The following is a 22,500-nucleotide window of genomic DNA, read 5'->3' on the forward strand; positions in this document are numbered from 1 at the left end:
ACCAAAAATACATAGGAATCAATAACCTCTTCAAAAAATCTCTTCAAAAATACATTTGGGTCGAAAACATAATTATAATCACAAATTACAAAATCAGCATAAAGACTAATATCAAGTTCGAATTCCAAAGGACAAACCATATGTTTTTTTGCATACTTGGTAATTATATCATAGTCCATGATATTTTCATTTTCTAATATATCTTTTAAAGCATCATTTACCCTATCAAAATGACCCTTGGCATAGGGACAATCAATAGGATTACAGGAAACTTCATCATTAAGGCATATTTTTTCCTTACTTGTTATATGAAGGGCTTTTATAAAAAGATTATTTTCTCCTAGTAATTTCAACGATTTTAAAGCTTCTTTGGCTATGGTATTTTTGCTTGTTAGGTAAAAAACCTTATCAGTCAGATTTTCTGGCATAGATTTTATACTTGGAAAAATAGCAGATATTGTCTTTCCTATACCAGTTGGGGCGTCAACAAAAAGATTCCTCTCTTCTAAAATTGCAGTATATACTGCCACAGCCATCTTCCTCTGCCCCTTCCTGTAAGATTGATATGGAAAATCCAAATTTTTTATAGAAGAATCTCGTTTTTCCTTATTGGAAGCCAAAATTTTTGAAAATAATATGTATTCATCTAAAAGTTTAAAATAAAAGTCTTTAAGTTCATCAAAGCTAAAGGATTTTTCAAATATTTTTGACTTATAATCATCAACTGATACATAGGTTAGGGAGATAAGCATAGTATCGACTGACTTTTCTAGGGCATAAAAATATGCATAGCACATAGCCTGTGCCCAATGGAGTTTGTTATCATCAGGCAACTCTTCAAGTCTTCTAGATGTGGACTTAATCTCATCTATTAGGTAAAGCTCATCTTTTTTACCAAGACCATCTGCCCTTCCTTCTACCTCAAACACTACATCCTTGTAGGTTGTAGTGTTTTTTAATTTATATTCTTTTTTATAAGTCTTATCATACTTAGCTTGAATTTTTTGATGAGCTCTAATACCTTCGACCATCCTGGTATTGTCCCTAAATCTGTTATCTATATCTCCAGATCTCATAACAAATTCAATTAAGTTTCTAACAGATGTCCTTATTTTCATTTCTTCTCCTAATATTACTATACTCCTTTGGGTATTAATTAAGAAAGGAGGGCTTATGAACCAAACAATTAATGACCAATTAAAGCATAGGACTATCAGAGAATTTACAGATGAAAAGATAGATGAGGCTACAATAAAAACCCTACTAGATGTGGTAAATATGTCCGCTTCATCGAATGGCATGCAAAATATGTCTATAATCAGAGTTACAGACCCAAAAATTAAAGAAGAGTTAGCAGAAAATGGCAACCAAGCCTATATGGCAAGGGCAAGTGAGCTTTGGATTTTCATTGTTGATTTGAAAAGAAATTATGAAATAGCCAAGGAATTGGGTGTAGAAAATGATGTAATGATAAGCTTTGATAAATTTATTCAAGGCTTTACTGATGCAATAATAGCGGCACAAAATTTGACCCTTGCTGTTGAATCATTAGGCCTTGGAGCAAATTACTTCGGTAATATCCATAACGATACAAAAAAGGTAATTAAAATACTAAAGATGCCAAAACTAACCTATCCAGCAGTTGGCGTAGGATTTGGAGTGCCAAATCAAGATCCACAAATAAAACCAAGACTTGATATAAATTTAAAGACTTTTGAAAATTCCTACAAGACATATGATTCTTACTTAGAAATGATAAAAAATTATGATCAAGAAATGACAACTTATTATGATCTGAGAGATGCTGGTAGAAAAAGTGAGTCTTTTTCAAGCCAAATCATAAAGAAGCAAGGAAAAACTATAAAAAATAGAAATAAAATGTTTGAAACACTAATAGATCAAGGATTTGTTTTAAATCCATCTTAAAATTTTGAATTTTTTCTCAAATAGTTTATAATTATCATATCAGAGTAGATAAAGAGCGATTAGTGCTGGAAAATGGGTTGTTGTTTCCAGACGAAACTTCCGATTCTTTATCGCAACCGCTGACCTCTGATAGAAAGGGGAAAAAATGAATAAAAAATTTAGTGTTGATTCACTCGTGAAGGCTGCTATGCTTACAGCTTTATCAATAATCTTTTCAAGATTTTTTGGTATCTTTATCACACCTTCAATTAAGTTTTCTTTTGGCCACTTGCCACTAATGCTAGCAGGTATTATCCTAGGCCCACTTCCAGGTGCCCTAGCTGGACTTGCTGCTGACTTAATAGGTGTTGCTATAAATGCTGGAGGCACACCACACTTAGGCTTTACCTTGGTATCTGTTTTGACTGGTCTTATTCCAGGACTTATTACAGTATATGGTAAAAGAAAAAATATTTCTTTGAAGGGGCAAATAGGCCTTATGGTATTTTTTGTATTTTACATATGCCATATGTTCCTAAATACACTCTGGCTAAGCCAGTTATTTAATAATCCTTATAAAGTTATGTTAGCTTCACGTTTTATAAAAGTTTTAATAGACGGAATCATAAACTACATCTTGTTGTATTTTATAGTAACTAAACTTGTACCAAAAATAAAATAAATATTTTAAAATAGGCGAGGAAGTAAATCCTCGCCTTTTCAAATATTTATAATTGTGTGAAAAAAATTCAATCCTATACTTAAAAATAATAAATATGGCGATTATAAATCTATTTTTGACCAACTATTGCAACATAAGATCCTTTGTCATAACCTTCTTGGGCTTCTTCTACATAATCATCAGAATAAGCTGGATCTGTGGTTAGAGTTTGATAGAATTTAAAATCTTTAAAACCAACCTTTTTAAGTACATCACGTTTATGTGGGGTTGTTGTCATAACAGTATTTGTAACAAGTTCTATTGGGTATGGTGATTTTGGTAAAATTCCCTCAAAATTTGCTAAATCAAAAGTTTTTGCATAGGCAGCAAATTGGTATAAGATACCGAAGGAACTTTCCTTAGGAACATCTATTACGACAATGTGTCCACCTGGTTTTAGGGCTTTGTAAACAGTTTTGTAGGCACTTTCCAAATCTTCTATATAAGTTGATGAACCATTTAAGTAAATGCAATCATAATAATTATCTTCTAATTTTGCATCCTCAATTATGCCAATTTTTACATTTAAGCCTCTTTTTTCAGCGATTTCAGCCATATCTTTTGATGGTTCCAAACCGTCAGTGATTGTAAGACCCCTATCTTTTAAAGAAACCTCAAATAAACCACTTCCACAACCTACTGAAAGAGATTTTTCTGTATTTACACTTTTTAGAGCCATTTCTACAACATTTAACTCTGTTAAATACATATTTTCATTTTCCATAAACCACTGATCATACTTATTGGCTAATCCGTCAAATTTTGCTTTCATCTTATTCTCCTAACTTCCGTAATTTTTTTAATTAAAAAACTCTTTTTTCTTATATCCGGAAAAAAGAGTTGAAATCGCTTTTTATTTCCCTACGAAACTACTAAGTTTATCAGGTTAGCGGGTATAATCTCAGCACTTGGCACCCCGAATATAAAAGAGATATTTAATTGTCAATTATATTATATCAGCTTTATGGAAAATTTAAAGTAAAAACGGGTATGATTTAGGTATTGGAGGACTTATGAAATTTATTGACTACTTATATGAACAAACAAAAGACATCTGGCAAGACCTTTATAATCATCCCTTCATAGAAGGTTTAATAAGTGGTGACCTTGAAATATCAAGATTCAAATACTATCTTGAAGAAGACTACATTTACCTATGGGACCATGTAAAGATTTTTGCCATAGGTCTTACAAAGACAAATAACAAAGATATTATCCGTAAGTTTGCTTATCTTATAAATAATTGCATGGAAAATGAAATGGCAATTCACCGTGGTGTAATGAAAGATTTTGACATTGACATAAGAGAAATAGAAAATAGGCAAGCAAACCTAACCAACCTTTCCTATTCAAATTACAGAATATCTCAATCCCAACTTGGTGGATATGAAGAAATATTAATGGTGCTTATGGCTTGTGACTTAGGGTATGTCAATATTTTTAGTCACATAGACGATGTAAATCCGCAAGCCAAAAACCATGAAATTTACGGGAAATTTATAACAGGCTACCTTGATCCAGTTTATCTTTCCTATGTAGATGGTACGGTTGATGAAATAAATGAACTCGGTAAAGACATGACAAAAGAAAAAAAGGATGCGTTAATAAAAATTTTTAAAAATTGTCTAACTTATGAGCTTAAATTTTGGGATATGGTCTATAATAAGGGCGATTTATTTTGACAAAAAGGTGATGCGAAGAATAGTTTTTTATTCTTGAGCATCACCTTCTAAATTAACATTTATTTTCTGCCATAAATTTATTTATACAATCTACAACTTCTTTCTTAAATGAGTCATCACCTGCGTAACCAACTACCAAGTGGCCATGCTCTTTTACCTTTCCAATTACCATTAGATTTCTATAAAGTTTGTTCTCACCAGTTCCCTGATATCTCATATCTGTTATTATCCCAATAATTAACCTAGGAAAATCAATATCATGGTCTTTTTCAAATTCAGCCATGACTCCATGAGCCATAATCTCAGCTGATACCCCATCGTCTATTGTAAGACCATCAAGGTTAGCAATTAATACATTAGCTTCCTTTAAATGAGCTGTATCAGCTTGTGATATCTTTATATCCGTAATAATCGCATCATTATTTTTCTTATCGTTTATATCTGCATTTCTTTGTGGTACATAAAGTTCAAGGTCAGTATGCTTTTCTATATACTGAGCCAAGTCTTCTGTCCACCTAAACATAGCATCATTAAAAAAATGACTTGCTAAATATCCTTTCATTTTTTCTCCTTAAAAATTTCTGCCGGCTCCGCCTCCACCGGATGATCCTCCACCTCCGGAAAAACCTCCGCCGAAACCTCCTGTGCCGCCTCCAAAACCAGACTCTCCCCAAGAATCTGAAGAACTAGACCAAGATGACCATCCAGGACCAAACCTAGGGTAGCTATAGCGTCTTTTTTTCCTAAATCCGCCACCGCCTCTGTAGTTATTGTTATTATTTATCATATTTGAGATTATTATAAAAATTACAATAATAAGTAGGATTGTTCCTAATGATATACCACCATCAGATGATGAATCTGCCAGTTTATTTTGATATCCTGTGTAGTCTTTTTCAAGTTCTATATCATATTCGGCACAAATCTCACCTACAACTGCATTAAAACCTTCATTAAGGGCCTTAGAATAATTACCATCTCTTAAATCGTCAAGCATAAAAGAATCAATTATCCTACCGATTTTACCATCATTTAGCCTACCCTCTATACCGTAGCCTGTGATGATATTTATCTGATTTTTCCCTTTTTGATTAGACATCAAAAGCAAAATTAGGACACCATTGTCTTTTTTTTGATCTCCTATCTTCCAGTCGTTAAAAATTTCTGTACCGTAGGAAGCTCCGTCAAGCTCTTCTGGATTTGGAAGGGTCATAACTACTACCTGGCTTCCAGTCTTATCTTCGAGCTGCCTGTTGGTTTTGTTTATGTTTTCTTTTGTAGATTCGTCTAAAAGATTTTCTTCATCTAAATAATAATTATCTTTTGGCTTGGGAATACTGGCGTAAGTCCTTGTTTGAAAAAGGCAGAAAGATATTAGTATTAATAAACAAAGCCTTATGAATTTTGCCTTTCTCATACTAACTCCTTTGTCGTTTTTTAATTACCAAAATTTACTTTTGGCGCTTCTTGAGCACTAGCATCTGCCTGGAAGTACTCAGCAGCTTCATAGCCGGTAAATTTTGCTATTAAATTGGTCGGAAACTTTTTAATATCTGTATTATAAATCTGAACAGCTTCGTTGTAATTTTTCCTTTCAGTAGATATCCTATTTTCTGAGCCAGCAAGCTCATCCATTAATTGAACAAATTGAGTATCAGCCTTGAGTTCTGGATAGGCTTCTACAACTACATTGATATCTCCTATTGCTCTTGTAAGTTCTTCATTAGCATTAGCAAGGTCTGCAGGATTTTTTGCATTTTGAACGCCTGCTCTAGCATTTGTTACCTGAGTTAGAGTTTCTGATTCATGATTAGTATAGCCCTTAACAGTGTTTACAAGGTTTGGTATCAAATCAGCCCTTCTTTGGACTACATTTTGTACCTGGGCATAAGCTTGGTTCACATTTTCGCGACTTCCTGCAAGTCTGTTATAGGTTGGCACAATCATTAATAGAGCAACTACAATCAGAGCTATTATTGCAATAAGTAATCCTGATGCACCAGATCTTTTATTTTGATTTATCATTTCTTCCTCCTAAATATCTTTTTTTATTTATACCCATTTAGGATGATTACTTTATTATTTTGGAGAGATTTCTTTACATCAATCACTCTTTGGTTGGACGACCCCCTGAACCTAAGGCTTAAATCTTTCAATTCTTCAATAAATTCTCCATCTATAAGGACATCAATTTCTTGTAATATTTCCTTTGATTTTTCTATATTTACTAAATCTTCAAATAAAAAACCAGTGTATACCCGTATAGATTTATTCACTTCTTTTTTTATATTCCTCAGAGCATCAAGAAGACCAATCGGATTTTCGAAAGGTTCTCCGCCTAAAACAGTAAGTCCCTCTACTTGGTCTAGTTTTAAATAAGATATGACTTCTTTTTCTGCATTTTTATCCCATTTTCGACCATGGTTAAAGTCCATATAGTCTGTGTTAAAGCAATTTGGGCAATTTCTATCACAACCTGTAAGGAAAAAAGTGGTCCTGATACCAGGACCATTTGCTACATCATATTTTCTTATTTGTGCGTAATTCATATGTGAAGAACTCTCGCCTTTATTTCTTTAGTTCTTCCTTCATTCCAGAAATTCTCTCCAAGATAGCCGCAAGTTCTCCTTACTACTGTAAGGGTTGCCCTATCGTGGTTTCCACAATTTGGACAATACCATTGGTTATTTTCATCTAGAAGGATTTCTCCATCATAACCACAATTGCCGCAGTAGTCGCTCTTTGTATTAAATTCAGCATATTGGATATGATCATAGATATACTCAATCATAGTTAAAACTGCTTCTATATTGTTGGTCATATTTGGTATTTCTGCATAAGAAATACAACCGCCTGTAGATAATTTTTGAAATTCTGATTCAAAATCAAACTTATCAAATACAGAAATATTTTCTCTAACATCTACATGGAAAGAGTTTGTGTAATATCCCTTGTCTGTGACGTCTTCTATGTCTCCAAATCTTTCTTTATCAATTGAGGCAAACCTGTGAGTTAAGCTTTCTGCAGGTGTGCCATAAACTGCAAAGGCAATACCATATTGGTCTGACCATTCTTTTTTCTTGTCATTTAACATTTCCATGATCCTCATGGCAAAATCGTGGCCCCTCTTTGTAGTATGGCTTTCTCCAATAGTAAGCTTTGTGGCTTCATATATTCCAATATAGCCTATTGTAACTGTAGCATAGCCATTTTCCAAAAGTGGTTTTATTGATTGATGTTTTTTAAGTCTTGCTATCGCCCCATGTTGGAAGTGGATTGGAGAAGAGTCACTTGTTACCTTAGATAGGTGTTCATATCTCAGAAGTCCTACCCTTTTAACAAGGTCTAGTCTTTTTTCTAATATTTCAAAAAATAAATCTTCATCTCCATGGGCAAGGATTCCTATTTGTGGAAGATTGATTGTGCAAACTCCCATATTAAACCTACCATCAAACTTATAATCCCCATATTTATCCTTATAAGGAGGAAGGAAGGCTCTGCAACCCATTGGAGCGAATACATTTCCTTCATAGTTTTCACGCATTTTTTTAGCAGAAATATAATCAGGATACATTCTCTTGGCAGTACATTTAGCTGCAAGCTTTGTTAGTTCAAAATATTTAGAATCTGGATTTATATTGTTTTCATCAAGAACATAAATTAGCTTTGGAAAAGCAGGTGTAACATATACACCTTGGTCATTTTTAATTCCTTGAATCCTTTGTTTTAAGATTTCTTTTATAATCTCTATCGTTTGGTCAAGGTAAGGATCGTTTTCATCTGTGTGCATGAAAAGAGTCACAAATGGTGATTGACCATTTGATGTCATTAGAGTGTTTATTTGGTATTGGATGGTTTGGATACCGCTTTCAAGATCTCTTTGAGTTAGGGCCTCTGCCATCTTTCTAGCCTGGCTTTCATCACCTAAAATCTCACTTGCAAGTTTTAAATTCTTATCATAAGATTTTTCTAGATAAGGGCTTAGGCAAGCGATATTGATTGATTGACCTCCATATTGGTTTGATGCAATTTGGGCTATAATTTGAGTCATAACATTGCATGCTACTTGGAAAGATTTTGGTGTTTCAATCATCTTTTCATTTACAACTGTTCCATTATCCAGCATGTCTTTCATATCTACTAAACAACAATTAAAAATTGGTTGGATTAGATAATCAAGGTCGTGAATGTGGATAGCTCCTGAATCATGGGCTTCCACAAGGTCTGCTGGAATAAGTTTTCTCTTTGCTATATCTTTTGCTACTTCGCCTGCTATGAGGTCTCTTTGGGTTGAAGCAATTATTGGATTTTTATTTGAATTTTCATCCATTACATCTATATTAGTTTGATTTAAAAGTCCGATTATTTCATCGTCAGATGTATTTTGCTCACGTTTATAAGCCTGAACTGACTTATAAGACTCATAGGACTTGGCTGTAGCAGGATTTTTCCTGTCTATAAGTTTGTAGTAGACTAAGTCTTCGATTTCATAAATAGAGATTTCTCTTTTATTTTTAGATCTCTCCTCTATTTCGCCTGCTATTTCTGCTGCCTGGCCTTCCACATAAATACCGCTTGGGGAATGCATGGCTTTTTCTATAGCGATGGTGATTTTTTCTTTATTAAAATCGACTTTAGTCCCATCTCTTTTAATTACCTGTAACATTTTTACCTCCGAAATTACACTTATATCATACCATATTTAATTTTTAAAGCAAAATAAATTATACTATATATAGTGGGTAGGCTTCATATTTTACTACATATAGTAGAAATCCCAGAAAATAGCCAAAGTAAAAACGGAGCAATCTATTAAATTACTCCGTTATTATTTCTACTTATCTATAATAAGCTATTTAGTTTTAAACTCAAGTTGACCATCTACTAAATCAAGAATTGCTGTATCCCTATCAGTAACTTTTCCTTCGATTATTAACCTACCAAGTTTTGTTTCTACATTTCTTTGTAGGTATCTCTTTACAGGTCTAGCACCGTATTCTACATCATAAGAATTATCCAAGATATATTTCTTAGCTTCTAGTGTAACCTCAAGTTTGATATCCCTATCAGCAAGTCTCTTCCTAATATTATCTAGTTGTAGGTCTATAATTTTATAAACTTGATCGCTTGTTAGTGGTGTAAACATCACAATGTCATCAATTCTGTTTAAGAACTCTGGCTTAAATGAACGTCTTAAAACTTCATCAACTTTCTTTTGGTTTTCTTCTTTGATGCTTCCATCTTTATTTAAACCGTCAATTAAGAATTCTGATCCAATATTAGATGTCATTATTATAATTGTATTTTTGAAATCAACTGTCCTGCCTTGGCTATCTGTAAGCCTACCATCATCCAAAACTTGTAATAAGATATTGAAGACATCTGGGTGAGCCTTTTCGATTTCATCAAAAAGTATTACAGAATATGGTTTACGGCGAACAGCTTCTGTTAGTTGACCGCCTTCTTCATAGCCTACATAGCCTGGAGCTGCACCGATAAGCCTTGATACAGAATATTTTTCCATATATTCACTCATATCAATCCTAATCATATTGTGTTCGTCATCAAACATAGCTTCTGTAAGAGTTTTTGCAAGTTCTGTCTTACCAACACCTGTAGGGCCTAGGAATATAAAGGAACCTATTGGCCTATTTTGTTCTTTTAGACCAGATCTTGCCCTAATAATAGCGTCTGAAACTGCCTCTATAGCTTCATTTTGTCCAATTACTCTTTGGTGAAGAGTCTCTCCTAGGTGGAGGATTTTTGTTCTTTCAGTTTCAACAAGTTTTGATACTGGAATATTTGTCCAACTAGAAACTACATCTGCAACATCTTCGTCAGTAACCTCTTCTTTTATTGAAGATTCGTCATTTGAAGATTGGCTTGCTTCTTTTAATTTATTTTCTAGTTTAACTAGCTTGCCATACTTTAATTCAGAAAGTTTTTCGAAATCATAAGACCTTTCTGCTTGATCAATTTCTACTTTAACCTTGTCAATTTCTTCTTTGATGGTTTTTATATCATCAATAGCAGACTTTTGTTCCTTCCATTTTAAGAAATTTTCGTTAAATGATTCAGAAAGATCAGCAAGTTCTTTCTCTAATTCCTCTAATCTTTTTTTAGAATAATCATCATCTTCTTTTTTAAGAGCTGTAATTTCTATTTGCAACTGTAGTAACTTTCTCTTTTGCTCATCAAGATAAGCAGGCATTGTATCAATTTCTGTCCTAACTGTAGCACAAGCTTCATCCATAAGGTCTATAGCCTTGTCAGGTAAGAACCTATCTGAAATATACCTAGCAGATAATTCTGCTGCTGCTATTACTGCAGAATCTTGAATCCTAATGCCGTGGAAGATTTCATATTTATGCTTAATTCCTCTTAGAATAGAAATTGTATCTTCAACGCTTGGCTCTTCTACCATAACTTTTTGGAATCTTCTTTCAAGAGCTCCGTCTTTTTCTATATATTCCCTATATTCATTAAGGGTTGTAGCGCCGATTACTTTTATTTCACCCCTGGCTAGCATTGGTTTCATAATGTTTGATGCATCCATAGCACCTTCTGATTTACCAGCACCAACAATTGTGTGGATTTCATCAATAAACATTATAATTTGACCGTCAGATTTTTTGACTTCTTCTATTACTGCCTTTAATCTTTCTTCAAACTGACCCCTGTACTTAGCACCAGCAACAAGAGCTCCCATATCAAGAGAGAAAATTCTCCTACCTTGAAGAGGCTCTGGTACATCGTTGTTTACGATTCTTTGAGCAAGACCTTCAACAATGGCGGTCTTACCTACACCAGGTTGACCAATTAAGACCGGGTTATTTTTCTTACGGCGAGATAAAATCCTTAAAGCATTCCTAATTTCTGCATCCCTACCGATAACAGGGTCAATTTTTCCATCCCTAGCTTCTTGGGTTAAATCTCTTCCGAATTTTTCTAGAGGATTTGAAGTTTCTTCTGGATTGTCAGTTGTTACTTTTTGACCATTTCTGACTTTTAAGACATTATCTTTGAAAGCCTTATAAGAAATATTAAATTCCTTATTTATTGGTGACATTTCAGTATTTTCTTTTAGTAAAGAAAGAAAAATGTGCTCTACAGATATGAAAGAATCACCCATAGCCTCAGCTTCATCCTCAGCTTTCAAAAATATTCTTTGGAAGACTTGGGATGGGTAAGTATTTGCATTACCTGATTGTTTAGGTAAATTTTCTACCTTATCTTCAATTTTCTTTTTATATGCATTTACATCTACTCCCATTTTAGATAAAACCATTGAAACATAGGAGTCAGGGCTATCAACTAGGCTTAAAGCTAAATGAAATTCATTAACTTCTGGGTTAGAATCTTTTATTGCCATTGAATTTGCATTGTTGATAGCTTCGATTGATTTTTGTGTTAATTTGTTGTTGTCCATATTATCCCTCGATTTCTTTTAATTTTTTGTATAATTCAATTTGTTCTTCGTTTAGGTCTGGGTTTTCAATAAGTACTTCCAAAATCAAATCACCAGTTTTATTTTTCCTATCGGTATAACCTAGGTTTTTAAGTCTGATTTTCTTATTAGAAGTGATTTTTTCTGGAATAGTTACTAAAATATTGCCTTTTATTGTTGATATTTTTTTCTTTGTTCCAAAATAAGCATCCCAAGGACTAATCTTTACTTTTTTAATAAAGTCTATACCATCAAGTTTTAAATCTTCTGTTTCTTTTATCTTGACCAAGACATATATTTCTGCATTTATTCCGTATTTAGAACCATCTATTTTAATCTTGTTCTTATTTTTAATTCCCTTTGGAATATTAACTTCAACATCGTTAATACCTGCTTCAGTCTTAACGGAAATTTTTCTTGTTGTGCCCTTCATGGCTTCATCAATTGAAATACTAACTTCAGTATCTAGTTTAGTCTTAGGCTTTTTAGTAAATCCGCTTCCAAAACCTGTGTTAAATCCACCAAAGCCTTGAGACTTTCTTGAGGAAGTGTTTCCAAAACCACCAAAAAGGGTATCAAAAAAGTCGGAAAAACCTGAACCATTTGAACTTGTATATGTGTAAGAGCCGTTACCAAAGTTGCCAAAGTCAAAACCAAAATCTCTTGGATCAAAATTTTGACCACCAGAAAAGTTCGCATTTGCACCAAAGGTGTCATACTTATTTCTCTTTTCAGGATCTGATAAAACTTCGTAGGCTTCGTTTATTTCTGTAAATTTTTTGTGTGCACTTTCATCATCTGGATGAAGGTCTGGGTGGTATTTTTTAGCAAGTTTTCTAAATGCTTTTTTTATTTCATCAGCACTAGCTTTTTTGTCCACCCCTAGCACTTCATAATAATCTTTATATTGCATTTCTACCTCCATCTTATTTCTTTGACCATCTCTGACCTTAATTAAACTATACTAGGAATAATACCTATTTCAAGTATATTTATCAGTTTATTTTAAAAAATAAATATATTTTCTACCAAAGTAAAGTTGTTTAAATTTAGCCATTAAAAAAGAGATTTCAAATGAAACCTCTTCATATTTTTTCCTTAATGATCATATTCTACTAGAGAAAGAACTTCATAGTCTTTTAAAACTTCCCTACCCTTTAAGGATGTAAGTTCTATTAAAAATTCGAAACACACTACCTCGCCACCAATAGATTCTACAAGCTTAGCAGCAGCTTTAGCAGAACCTCCAGTTGCAATTAGGTCATCAATAATTACGACCCTATCCCCTTTATTAAGAGCGTCTTTATGAATTTCCAACTCGTTTGTGCCATATTCGAGATCATAAGATACTTTTTCTATCTCGCCAGGAAGCTTACCAGGTTTTCTAATTGGAATAAATCCCTTATTTAGCCTATCTGCTAAGGGTGCCCCAAAAATAAGTCCCCTTGACTCAACACCTGCTATAAAATCAAAGTCATAGCCAGCTAATTTTTCTTCAAGTAGGTCAATAGTTTTTTTAAAACCATCCCTATCCTTTAGTAGGGTTGTAATATCTTTAAAAGATATGCCTTTCTCTGGGTAATCTTCTATTACTCTTATTAATGATTTGATATCCATATTTCCTCCATTTAATTCATTTCTATTATACCCTTTTCTAATTTCTTAAAAAAGAATTTAGGTAAGTTGTTCTAACATTCTCAATTGATTCTGGATAAATCTCATAATAAGAAATTCCATCCATATTAAAGCCTTCACCTTCAAGCTTTACAGAATTAATATTTGATGAGTCTACTGTCTTAAATTTCATAGCAAGAGAAGATAATTCTTTAAAATCCATATTTGTCTTTATATATGGTTTCATCGCTGCATAAACTTTAGGTAATTTTGGCAGATTAGTAACTTTAGTCGCTTCTTTTATGAATTGTTTAAGGAAATCTTGTTGGGTATTTATCCTTCCCAAATCTGCATTTTGATAGCCCTTCCTAAATCTTACATAAGTAAGAACCTCTTGACCTGTCATTGAATGTACTCCAGGACTTATTCCCATAGCTTCTACAACCTCATTACTTACATCTACATCCATGCCTCCAAGGGCGTCTATCCCTTCAATAACAGCTTGAAAAGAGATTACAAAATACTTATTTAAGTTAATCCCCATAAAATCTCTTACAACACTCATTGTTAAATCTATGCCCCCGTAAGAATGGGCTGCATTTATCTTATCCATCGACCCATTAATAGATACATATGAATCTCTAGGAATAGATATCATATCAACTTCCTTATTCTTGCTATCAGCTCTCACTAGCATGAGGGTATCAGTCCTAGTACCTGTCTCTTCACCAGTAGAGTCAACTCCTGCAAGAAGAAATAAGAACTCATCCTTAGGACCTATGAAATCATCGATAGGATTGTCTATACTTTGGTTCTTAAAAAATCCCACAATAATAAATACTGCAGCAAAGACAATTATAAAGAGTAAAAATATTATTAAAGATTTTATTATTTTTATTATATTATTTTTCATTTTATCACCTAGCCTTATCATACACCAAAAACAATAATTTTCCTTACAATTTTTTTAAGTTAAGCTATAATATAGGTGGAGGCTATATGTTAAATAAACTTATTGACGATTACCTAAAAGAAAATTACTACCCTTTCCACATGCCAGGTCATAAAAGATCTAGACTTTTAGATTCTAAGTTAGGTTATAAGAGAGATTTTACAGAAATAGGTGGTCTTGATAATCTAAACGACCCTAAAGAAGTATTCATAGAAATGAAGAGGAAAATTGCTGATATTTATAAAGTTAAGGATGCAATTATTTCCACAAATGGGTCAACATCTGGCATATTAGCTAGCATAAGAACTCTTACAAAGAATAACAAAAATATCTTAATCCAAAGATCATCCCACAAGGCTGTCTACCATGCCTGTTTGATAAATAAATTGGAAGTCGATTATCTTGATATTGTTTCCAATGATATCGGTGCAATAACCGATATTTCATATCTTGATTTAGAAAGGAAATTAAATTCAAATAATTATAGCGCTTTAGTAATAACCTCCCCTTCCTATGAAGGTTATATCTTGAACATCGAAAGAATTTATGATTTATGCAGGGCAAATAATACCAAACTCATTCTAGACATGGCCCACGGATCTCATTTGTTTTTGACAGACGAGTATAAAAACTCCTTTGATATAGCCATAACTTCCTTTCACAAAAACCTACCTGCCCTTACACCGGCAGCTGCTGTTTTAGTAAACGATGAAAGCATTATAAATGATTTAAGATTTTCGATGACAATTTTCCAAACATCATCCCCCTCCTATTTAGTCCTACAATCGATAGATTATATCTTAGAAAACCTAGATGAAGTGGAAATTTTAAATGAAAAATTATCTAGAAATCTCGACGACCTTTATGGGCTGAACTTAAAAAACCTAAAATTAGTTAATTCTAAAAACAAAGATAGGTCAAAGATTTTAATTTCAACCAAAGATACAAACATAAACGGAAAAGTCTTAGGAAAATTATTAAAAAAAGAAAAAATTGAAATAGAAATGGCATATCCTTCATATGCCCTGTTGATAGCTAGTACCTATGATACTGACGAGGGTTTTAAGCTCCTAAAAAAAGCCTTGCTTAAAATTGATAAAAATATAAAGCAAGAAATAAAATCATATAAATTTTCCTATATCAGGCCTAAAAAGATTTTTGAAATATACCAAGCTATGGATAAAGAATCAAAATTTATTGATATAAGTAAGGCTGCAGGTAAAATTGCTGGCGGTTTTACCCATGCCTACCCTCCTGGCATACCTATCCTTGCTCCTGGCGAGTTAATAGATGAAAATATCCTAGAAAACATAAACAACTTCCTTGAAAATGATATAAATGTAAACCTTAATGGCAATTCTATTTCTGTCTTGATTGACAAAAGGGAAGAAAACTGTTAATATATTAGTTGAATAGGAAATTCTTATTAATAAGGAGATTTTAAAATGAAAAGAATACTTACACTTAATACAAGAAATCTTCACAAGAGCCAAAAAGACGGTGGATGTGGCGAATGCCAAACTTCTTGCCAATCTGCTTGTAAAACATCTTGCGGAGTTGCCAACCAAGAATGTGTTAGCAAAAAAGAAAATAAATAGGAAAAAACTTACTCTATTTTTCAACTTACTTACATATATGTAGGTAAGTTTTTTTCTGTTTATAACTTTTATAATCCTAGTAAATAAGTATAATATTAAGGATTTTACATATGAAGGAGATTTTATGATACACCAATATAAAGCTAAGGGTTTTAATATTGTTTTAGATATATACAGTGGGTCTGTCCACCTAGTTGACGACGTTACCTATGATATTATTGAAAAATACGAAAATACAGACAAAAATTTATTAAAAGAAGAAATCAAAGAAAAATATAGCCTTGCGGATGAGGAGTTAAAAGCTGCTTTTGATGAGGTTGAAGAATTGATTTCTACCGGTCAATTATTCACAGATGATTCTTTTAAAAACCTAGCCATAGATGTAACAAAAAAACCAACCAACATCAAGGCACTTTGCCTAAATGTCGCTCACACCTGTAATTTCACTTGTGATTATTGCTTTGCAAAAGGCGGAAAGTACCACGGACCAGATGCCATTATGACCAAAGACGTTGCAAAAAAAGCAATTGATTTTTTACTAGAAAATTCCGGTAGGCATTATAACCTAGATATAGACTTTTTCGGCGGTGAACCTTTGATGAATCTTGGTGTAGTGAAATTTACTGTCGACTACGCAAAGAGTAAGGAAAAAGAATACAATAAACACTTTAACTTCACCCTCACAACCAACGGTCTACTTTTAAATGACGATACAATTGATTATTTGAATGAAAACATGAAAAATGTCGTCTTGTCCCTAGATGGTAGAAAAGATAAGCATGACCATTTCAGAAGAACTCTTGCTGGTACAGGTTCCTTTGACCTAATCGTGCCAAAATTCCAAAAACTTGTAGAAAAACGTGGCGATAAGGAATACTACATGAGAGGCACCTATACAGCTAACAACCTCGATTTTACAGAAGATATCAAAACATATCTAGATTTAGGTTTCAAACGCACTTCTCTTGAACCAGTCGTAGGAAGTCCCGATAATGAATACGCCCTAAAAGATGAGCACCTTCCACTTCTTTACGACCAATACGAAAAATTAGCAGATATGATGATGGAAGCAATTGATACAAATGATGAATTTATTTTCTATCACTATATGATTGATCTTGAAAATGGACCATGTATCCACAAAAGACTATCAGGATGCGGTTCAGGAACAGAATATATGGCAGTAACTCCAACTGGAGACCTCTTCCCTTGCCACCAATTTGTAGGCAATGACGACTTTAAAATTGGAAATATTTTTGAAGGTGTGAAAAATACTGACCTTGTAAACCAGTTTAAGACCTGCAATTGTTATTCAAAATCAGAATGTAGGGAATGCTGGGCAAGTATGTATTGCTCTGGAGGTTGCGCAGCAAATAATTACAATGCTACCGGAGACCTCAACCACACCCACGAATATTCTTGTAAGCTTTTTAGAAAAAGGATAGAGATGGCTCTTGCCGTTAAAATTTACGAATTTTTAAAAGAATCTGAAACAGAACAAGCATAAAAATAAGCCAAGTATAAGCGATAGCTTAGCTTGGCTTTTATAATACTCTTCTTTCTGAAGCAAGGGCTAAGATTTTAATGTCCTTTACATTTGCTTGCTCTAAAACTCTAATCATTTCTAGTGATGTGTTTCCTGTTGTAACCAGGTCGTCAATTATCAAAACCGATTTACCAGTCAAATCCTTATCCAATCTAAAGGCGCCAATAAGGTTTGTTGACCTTGCTTCTTTTCCCAAATCATGCTGGGCTCTTGTATCTTTTACCTTTATAAAATCATCCAGGTAAACAGGCTTTATCTTATCAATAAAATCATCTGTAATCAGTCTAATATGGTCAAAGCCCCTATTAATCAAAGTTTTCCTTGAAGATGGAGATGGCAAAATATAATCACAATCAAAGAGATTCTTTTTTATACCATAATCATAGACCATCTTGGAGAAAATCCTAGAAAACTCAGTCCTTCTTTCAAACTTATAAAGACCAATAAGCTTTTTAAAAAATTCATCATAAAAATATATGGAATAACATTCATAAGCTTTAAGCAAGAATTTATTATCTACATAATCAAGCCTATCATAGCAATCTCTACAAAGGTCGTACTTATAAATATATTCACTCTGGCATAAAGCGCAGGTATTTTTATCTAAAAATAAATAATCAATCAGCAAGGATAGACTCCATTTCATTTATCCAATAGGAAAGATTGGAATTTCGATGATTTGACCTATTATTATCAACCATTCTTTTAATATATCTCTTCTCCCCAAGTAAGATTACAAGTTTCTTCGCACGAGTTACCCCAGTATATAAAAGATTCCTGGTTAATAGCATAGGAGCAACTTGCATCATAGGGATGATAACACACTTAAATTCAGAACCTTGAGACTTATGAACTGTTATAGCATATGATAAGTCTAGGTCTTTTATATCATCTTTTTTATATTTGACAATCTTACCATCATCAAATTCTACTTTTATACACTCTTCATTGGTGTCTATATCTATAATGATACCAATATCTCCATTATAGACCCCATCGTTGTTAGGAACATTATTTAAGGCCTTTAAGTCGTAATTATTTCTCACTTGCATGACCTTATCGTATAGTTTAAAGGTCCTGTCATTTACTTTTAAAAATATTTTTTCCTTGTTTATAGCTTCTTGAATAGACTTATTGATAGCATCCACTCCCCAGCCAGTTTTCCTCGATAAGGCTAGGACTTCGATGTCTTTTACAGGATCAAATTTATAAAAACTTGGCAACCTATCCTTGATTAAATTCAACAAATCTTTGGTAAAACCATAAGCAGATGTTTCTATGAAAAAAAAGTCCTTGTTGGGTTGGTTTAGAAATGGGTATTTACCTTCATTTATCCTATGGGCATTGACAATTATATTCGATTCGCCAGCTTGCCTAAAGATTTTTTTAAGCCTTATAGACTTAGCTGGTGAATTTAGGATATCAGACAAAACATTACCAGGCCCAACTGACGGTAATTGGTCACTATCTCCAACAAAAATTAGGGCTGTCGAATCACCCACTGCTTCCATGAAATTCTTCATTAGATAAATATCCACCATACTCATCTCGTCTACAATTATATAATCATTCTCTATTGGATTTTCTTCGTTATATTCTGCAATGGGCATATCAGGCCTAATGCCGACTAACCTATGGATGGTATTGGCTTCGCAAGCAGTTGCTTCTTGCATACGCTTGGCAGCCCTTCCAGTTGGTGCCGCAAGGGCATAGGTTAATTCATTTTTATCAAGAATAGTTGTAATAGCATTAATGACCGTTGTCTTACCTGTACCTGGACCACCAGTTATTACTAAAAGCATATTTTTAAAAGCAGCTTCTATTGCTTCTTTTTGCTCATCTGAATATGCAGCGAGGTTTTCATCTATTTCGACCTCAAAAATATAAGGCTCCTTGATTTTTTTTGCAAGAGCCATGGCAACAGACTTTTCTGCCTTATAAAGTCCCTTAGAATAGACATATGACTTCCCATCTATTTCAACAAGTTCGAGTTTTCCTGCCAATAAGTCAGCTTGGATTTGATCTCCTATCATATCCTTATCAGCCTTTAAAAGTTTAGCTGCTTCTTCAACAAGGTATGGCATTTCAAGACTGGTATGACCATTAAAGTCAGACTCATAACCTATAACATAAGTTAGACCTGCCGATATCCTAAAGGCAGAATTTGTCTCCATCTGCATATTTCTTGCTAGAGCATCTGCCATATTAAAGCCAATTCCCTTTATATCTTCAATTAGCTTATAAGGATTAGACTTTACTATATCAATAGTATTTTCCCCGTACTTGTTATAAATTTTCATAGCAAGGTTATAGGAAATCTTAAGCCCTTGAAGAAATTCAAGGCTACGTCTAGAATCTCTGGTTTCTTCAGCGGATAATTTTATATCATTAAGTTTCTTCTTGCCAATCCCTTCAACCTTCAAAAGTTTATCTGGGTCCTTATACAAAATATCTAGGGAATCTTTGCCATAGATGTCGTATATTGCCTGAGCAGTCTTTTTCCCAACTCCTCTAATATTTCCACTTGCCAAATACTTAATTATGGATTCCTTATCTGAAGGTTTTTTTAGCCTAACACTTTTGACATTTATTTGCTCGCCGTATTTGTCATGGTAGGTAAAATCACCCTCGACTTCTATCCTGTCACCTTCATAAAAAAAAGGCATAGTACCAACAATAGTTATATCAGAATCTGGGGTTTCAAGCGTCATTACGCTATAGCCACTTTCATCATTCCTATACCTAATGTTTGATACTATACCTTCTAATTTCATTATTCTACTTCTACTCTCTTTATGTCAGCGCCAAGTTTGGTTAATTTCTCAACTAGGTTTGAATATCCCCTATCTATGTGGTAGATATCAAAAACCCTAGTAGTACCTTTTGCTACAAGACCAGCCATTACAAGGGCTGCCCCTGCCCTAAGGTCAGTTGCTTTTACATCTGCACCATGGAGTTTCTCAACACCTGCAATTGTTGCCCTGTTGCCAGATGTAGCAATAACTGCTCCCATTTTCATAAGTTCTGCAACATGCATAAACCTATTTTCAAAGACAGTCTCTTGGATCCTACTTTCCCCTTCACAAACAGTCATAAGTGCCATAAACTGTGCCTGAGCATCTGTTGGAAAACCAGGATATGGAAGAGTTTGGATATTGGTTGATTTTAGCCTATTTGGAGCTTTGACTATTATCTTATCCTCATCTTCAATCTCTTCAACGTCAACACCCATTTCCACTAATTTTGCTATAACTGGTCTAATGTGAGAGCCAATTACATTATTAATTAAAACTTCGCCCCTAGTCATAGCTGCAGCTGTCATATAGGTTGCTGCTTCTATCCTATCTGGGATTATAGTGTGACGAGTACCTGTAAGTTTTTCAACACCTTCGATTACAATTGTAGATGTACCTGCACCCTTGATGTTTGCACCCATTTTTGAAAGGAAAGACGCTAGGTCAACTATTTCTGGTTCCTTTGCAGCGTTTTCTAAGGTTGTCTTACCATTAGCAAGACATGCTGCCATAATAATATTTTGTGTGGCTCCAACTGACGGAAAGTCCAAATATATTTCTGTACCAACAAGACCATCTTTAGCAACAATAGCTATTTCATCATCATTTACAGTATTAACAGCACCAAGAGCCTCAAAACCCTTTAGGTGAAGATCTATTGGACGACTTCCAATATTGCATCCACCAGGGGCCTTGGTGTGGGCAGCATGAAATCTTGAGAGAAGTGGACCCATAACCACAAAGGAAGCTCTCATCTTATCCATAAGCTCATAAGGAGTTTCACAAGTATTTATACCTGCAGAGTTTATACTTAAAGTATTTTTATCTAAGTATTTAACCTTACTACCTAAGTGTTTTAGGACCTCCACCATAATTTCTACGTCCTTTAGCTCAGGAACTCCATCTAATATAATCTCTTCTGTACCTAAGACACAGGCAGCAAGGATAGGAAGAGCTGAGTTTTTCGCTCCTGATATATTCACCTCGCCTTTAAGAGGTCCATTAGAATTGATAATTAAAATTTCTTTTTTCGCCATTTTTATTCCTTATTTTGTTCCAAATAGTCTATCACCAGCATCTCCAAGACCTGGAACAATGTATCCATTTTCATTTAGTTTCTCATCAAGTTGAGAAATATATACTTTTACATCTGGGTGCTTTTCTTCAAGTAATTTGAAAGCTTCTGGAGCTGCTATAATGGATAATAACTTGATAGACTTGCATCCGTATTCTTTAAGTCTATCGATAGCATCACAGGCAGAACCACCTGTAGCAAGCATAGGGTCAACAACTAGGATGTCTCTGTTTTCAACATCACTAGGCAATTTGCAATAGTATTCTACTGGTTGGAGAGTTTCTTCATTTCTATACATACCAATGTGGCCAATTTTTGCTGCTGGTAATACTTCTAACACTCCATCTACCATGCCTAGACCTGCTCTTAGGATTGGAACTATACCTATTTTTTTACCTGTAAGTCTATAGCCTGTAGTCTTAGCAACCGGTGTTTCAACATCGTATTCTTCAAGTTCGAGGTCTTTTGTTGCTTCATAAGCAAGCATCATAGCAATCTCTGTTACCAAGGACCTAAATTCATTTGATCCTGTGTTTTTATCCCTAAGTATTGAAATCTTATGTTTAATTACTGGATGGTCTAATACTGTTACGTTTTTCATATCTTCTCCTATATATTATTTACATCATTTGCTGCTGCTTTTTTCATCCTATTCATTATACTCTTACCCAAATGATTTTCCTTTACACCTTCTGCAAGAATTATATCTACACCTAGTCTATCCATCTCTCTTAAAGATGAAAATAAGACGTGACTCATAGTAGATAAGTCGTCCCTTGATCCTAGGGAAATATATGGGAATGAAGCAAATTTTTCTTTATCTTCTTCAAAAACTAAAATACCGACTTTTTTGCCCTGAGATTTATATTTTTCTGCAAGCTTTAATATATAAGCTGGCACATTTTCTCCGATAAAGACTCTAAGCTTTGCCTTTGGAGCATAATGT

22 protein-coding genes and 2 riboswitches are annotated in these 22,500 nt (G+C 33.8%); of the genes, 6 read left to right on the forward strand and 16 right to left on the reverse strand.

The features are described from left to right. Positions 1-1,118: DEAD/DEAH box helicase (locus tag RQ893_RS03080; RefSeq protein ID WP_311481584.1), on the reverse strand; the 1,118-nt coding region annotated here is incomplete at its 3' end. 55 nt (positions 1,119-1,173) lie between these two features. Between RQ893_RS03080 and RQ893_RS03085 the strand changes: the two genes are divergently transcribed. Next, positions 1,174-1,926, forward strand: a complete 753-nt coding sequence (locus tag RQ893_RS03085; RefSeq protein ID WP_311481585.1) for a nitroreductase family protein — start codon at positions 1,174-1,176, stop codon at positions 1,924-1,926. Between the two features lie 38 nt (positions 1,927-1,964). Continuing rightward, a riboswitch (THF riboswitch) is annotated at positions 1,965-2,050 on the forward strand. Positions 2,051-2,071: 21 nt separating this feature from the next. Then, positions 2,072-2,587: a folate family ECF transporter S component gene (locus tag RQ893_RS03090; RefSeq protein ID WP_311481586.1), complete on the forward strand. Its 516-nt coding sequence runs from the start codon at positions 2,072-2,074 to the stop codon at positions 2,585-2,587. A gap of 109 nt (positions 2,588-2,696) precedes the next feature. Here the strand turns inward: RQ893_RS03090 and RQ893_RS03095 are convergent, their stop codons facing one another. Next, complete coding sequence (locus tag RQ893_RS03095) at positions 2,697-3,398, reverse strand: class I SAM-dependent methyltransferase (RefSeq protein WP_311481587.1); 702 nt, start codon at positions 3,396-3,398, stop codon at positions 2,697-2,699. 69 nt (positions 3,399-3,467) lie between these two features. After that, positions 3,468-3,555: riboswitch (TPP riboswitch) on the reverse strand. An 84-nt stretch (positions 3,556-3,639) separates the two neighbouring features. On the opposite strand from RQ893_RS03095, the gene tenA reads away from it, so the two are divergent. Next, positions 3,640-4,308: a thiaminase II gene (tenA, locus tag RQ893_RS03100; RefSeq protein WP_311481588.1), complete on the forward strand. Its 669-nt coding sequence runs from the start codon at positions 3,640-3,642 to the stop codon at positions 4,306-4,308. Between the two features lie 52 nt (positions 4,309-4,360). On the opposite strand, the gene RQ893_RS03105 is transcribed toward tenA, so the two are convergent. The 9 genes from RQ893_RS03105 to RQ893_RS03145 all read right to left on the reverse strand — a co-directional run bounded on the left by RQ893_RS03105 (position 4,361) and on the right by RQ893_RS03145 (position 14,282). Next, positions 4,361-4,870, reverse strand: a complete 510-nt coding sequence (locus tag RQ893_RS03105; RefSeq protein ID WP_311481589.1) for a nucleoside 2-deoxyribosyltransferase — start codon at positions 4,868-4,870, stop codon at positions 4,361-4,363. Between the two features lie 9 nt (positions 4,871-4,879). Continuing rightward, complete coding sequence (locus RQ893_RS03110) at positions 4,880-5,725, reverse strand: TPM domain-containing protein (RefSeq protein WP_311481590.1); 846 nt, start codon at positions 5,723-5,725, stop codon at positions 4,880-4,882. 20 nt (positions 5,726-5,745) lie between these two features. Next, entirely contained in the window at positions 5,746-6,333 is a 588-nt protein-coding gene (locus RQ893_RS03115) for a LemA family protein (protein ID WP_311481591.1), read from the reverse strand. 23 nt (positions 6,334-6,356) lie between these two features. After that, entirely contained in the window at positions 6,357-6,857 is a 501-nt protein-coding gene (gene nrdG, locus RQ893_RS03120) for an anaerobic ribonucleoside-triphosphate reductase activating protein (RefSeq protein WP_311481592.1), read from the reverse strand. After that, on the reverse strand, positions 6,854-8,974 hold the full coding sequence (gene nrdD / locus RQ893_RS03125; protein WP_311481593.1) for an anaerobic ribonucleoside-triphosphate reductase: 2,121 nt from the start codon (positions 8,972-8,974) through the stop codon (positions 6,854-6,856). The genes nrdG and nrdD overlap by 4 nt, the downstream gene beginning before the upstream one ends. A 186-nt stretch (positions 8,975-9,160) precedes the next feature. After that, positions 9,161-11,737: an ATP-dependent chaperone ClpB gene (gene clpB / locus RQ893_RS03130; RefSeq protein WP_311481594.1), complete on the reverse strand. Its 2,577-nt coding sequence runs from the start codon at positions 11,735-11,737 to the stop codon at positions 9,161-9,163. 1 nt (position 11,738) lies between these two features. Further along, entirely contained in the window at positions 11,739-12,668 is a 930-nt protein-coding gene (locus tag RQ893_RS03135) for a DnaJ domain-containing protein (RefSeq protein ID WP_311481595.1), read from the reverse strand. Between the two features lie 185 nt (positions 12,669-12,853). After that, the gene (locus RQ893_RS03140; protein ID WP_311481596.1) at positions 12,854-13,372 is read right to left on the reverse strand and encodes an adenine phosphoribosyltransferase; all 519 of its coding nucleotides are present in this window, start codon (positions 13,370-13,372) and stop codon (positions 12,854-12,856) included. A 37-nt stretch (positions 13,373-13,409) separates the two neighbouring features. After that, complete coding sequence (locus RQ893_RS03145; RefSeq protein WP_311481597.1) at positions 13,410-14,282, reverse strand: LCP family protein; 873 nt, start codon at positions 14,280-14,282, stop codon at positions 13,410-13,412. A gap of 86 nt (positions 14,283-14,368) precedes the next feature. Between RQ893_RS03145 and RQ893_RS03150 the strand changes: the two genes are divergently transcribed. From RQ893_RS03150 to scfB, 3 genes are all read left to right on the forward strand, one after another. Continuing rightward, positions 14,369-15,721, forward strand: a complete 1,353-nt coding sequence (locus RQ893_RS03150) for an aminotransferase class I/II-fold pyridoxal phosphate-dependent enzyme (protein WP_311481598.1) — start codon at positions 14,369-14,371, stop codon at positions 15,719-15,721. 45 nt (positions 15,722-15,766) lie between these two features. Continuing rightward, complete coding sequence (gene scfA, locus RQ893_RS03155; RefSeq protein ID WP_004828870.1) at positions 15,767-15,919, forward strand: six-cysteine ranthipeptide SCIFF; 153 nt, start codon at positions 15,767-15,769, stop codon at positions 15,917-15,919. A 124-nt stretch (positions 15,920-16,043) separates the two neighbouring features. After that, positions 16,044-17,426, forward strand: coding sequence for a thioether cross-link-forming SCIFF peptide maturase (gene scfB / locus RQ893_RS03160; protein ID WP_311481599.1), 1,383 nt, complete (start codon positions 16,044-16,046; stop codon positions 17,424-17,426). 37 nt (positions 17,427-17,463) lie between these two features. Here scfB and RQ893_RS03165 read toward each other — a convergent pair whose 3' ends face one another. From RQ893_RS03165 to RQ893_RS03185, 5 genes are all read right to left on the reverse strand, one after another. Then, complete coding sequence (locus RQ893_RS03165) at positions 17,464-18,093, reverse strand: phosphoribosyltransferase family protein (RefSeq protein WP_311481600.1); 630 nt, start codon at positions 18,091-18,093, stop codon at positions 17,464-17,466. Beyond that, a complete protein-coding gene (locus tag RQ893_RS03170; RefSeq protein WP_311481601.1) occupies positions 18,083-20,239 on the reverse strand; it encodes an ATP-dependent RecD-like DNA helicase in 2,157 nt (718 codons plus the stop codon). Before RQ893_RS03170 ends, RQ893_RS03165 begins: the two co-directional genes overlap by 11 nt. Continuing rightward, entirely contained in the window at positions 20,239-21,516 is a 1,278-nt protein-coding gene (gene murA / locus RQ893_RS03175; RefSeq protein WP_311481602.1) for a UDP-N-acetylglucosamine 1-carboxyvinyltransferase, read from the reverse strand. The genes RQ893_RS03170 and murA overlap by 1 nt, the downstream gene beginning before the upstream one ends. Positions 21,517-21,525: 9 nt before the next feature. Then, positions 21,526-22,155, reverse strand: a complete 630-nt coding sequence (gene upp, locus RQ893_RS03180; RefSeq protein WP_311481603.1) for a uracil phosphoribosyltransferase — start codon at positions 22,153-22,155, stop codon at positions 21,526-21,528. 8 nt (positions 22,156-22,163) lie between these two features. Beyond that, on the reverse strand, positions 22,164-22,500 hold a 337-nt coding region (locus tag RQ893_RS03185), incomplete at its 5' end, for a Sua5 family C-terminal domain-containing protein (protein ID WP_311481604.1).

This window comes from uncultured Anaerococcus sp. (assembly GCF_963510915.1).
Taxonomy (GTDB): Bacteria; Bacillota; Clostridia; order Tissierellales; family Peptoniphilaceae; genus Anaerococcus.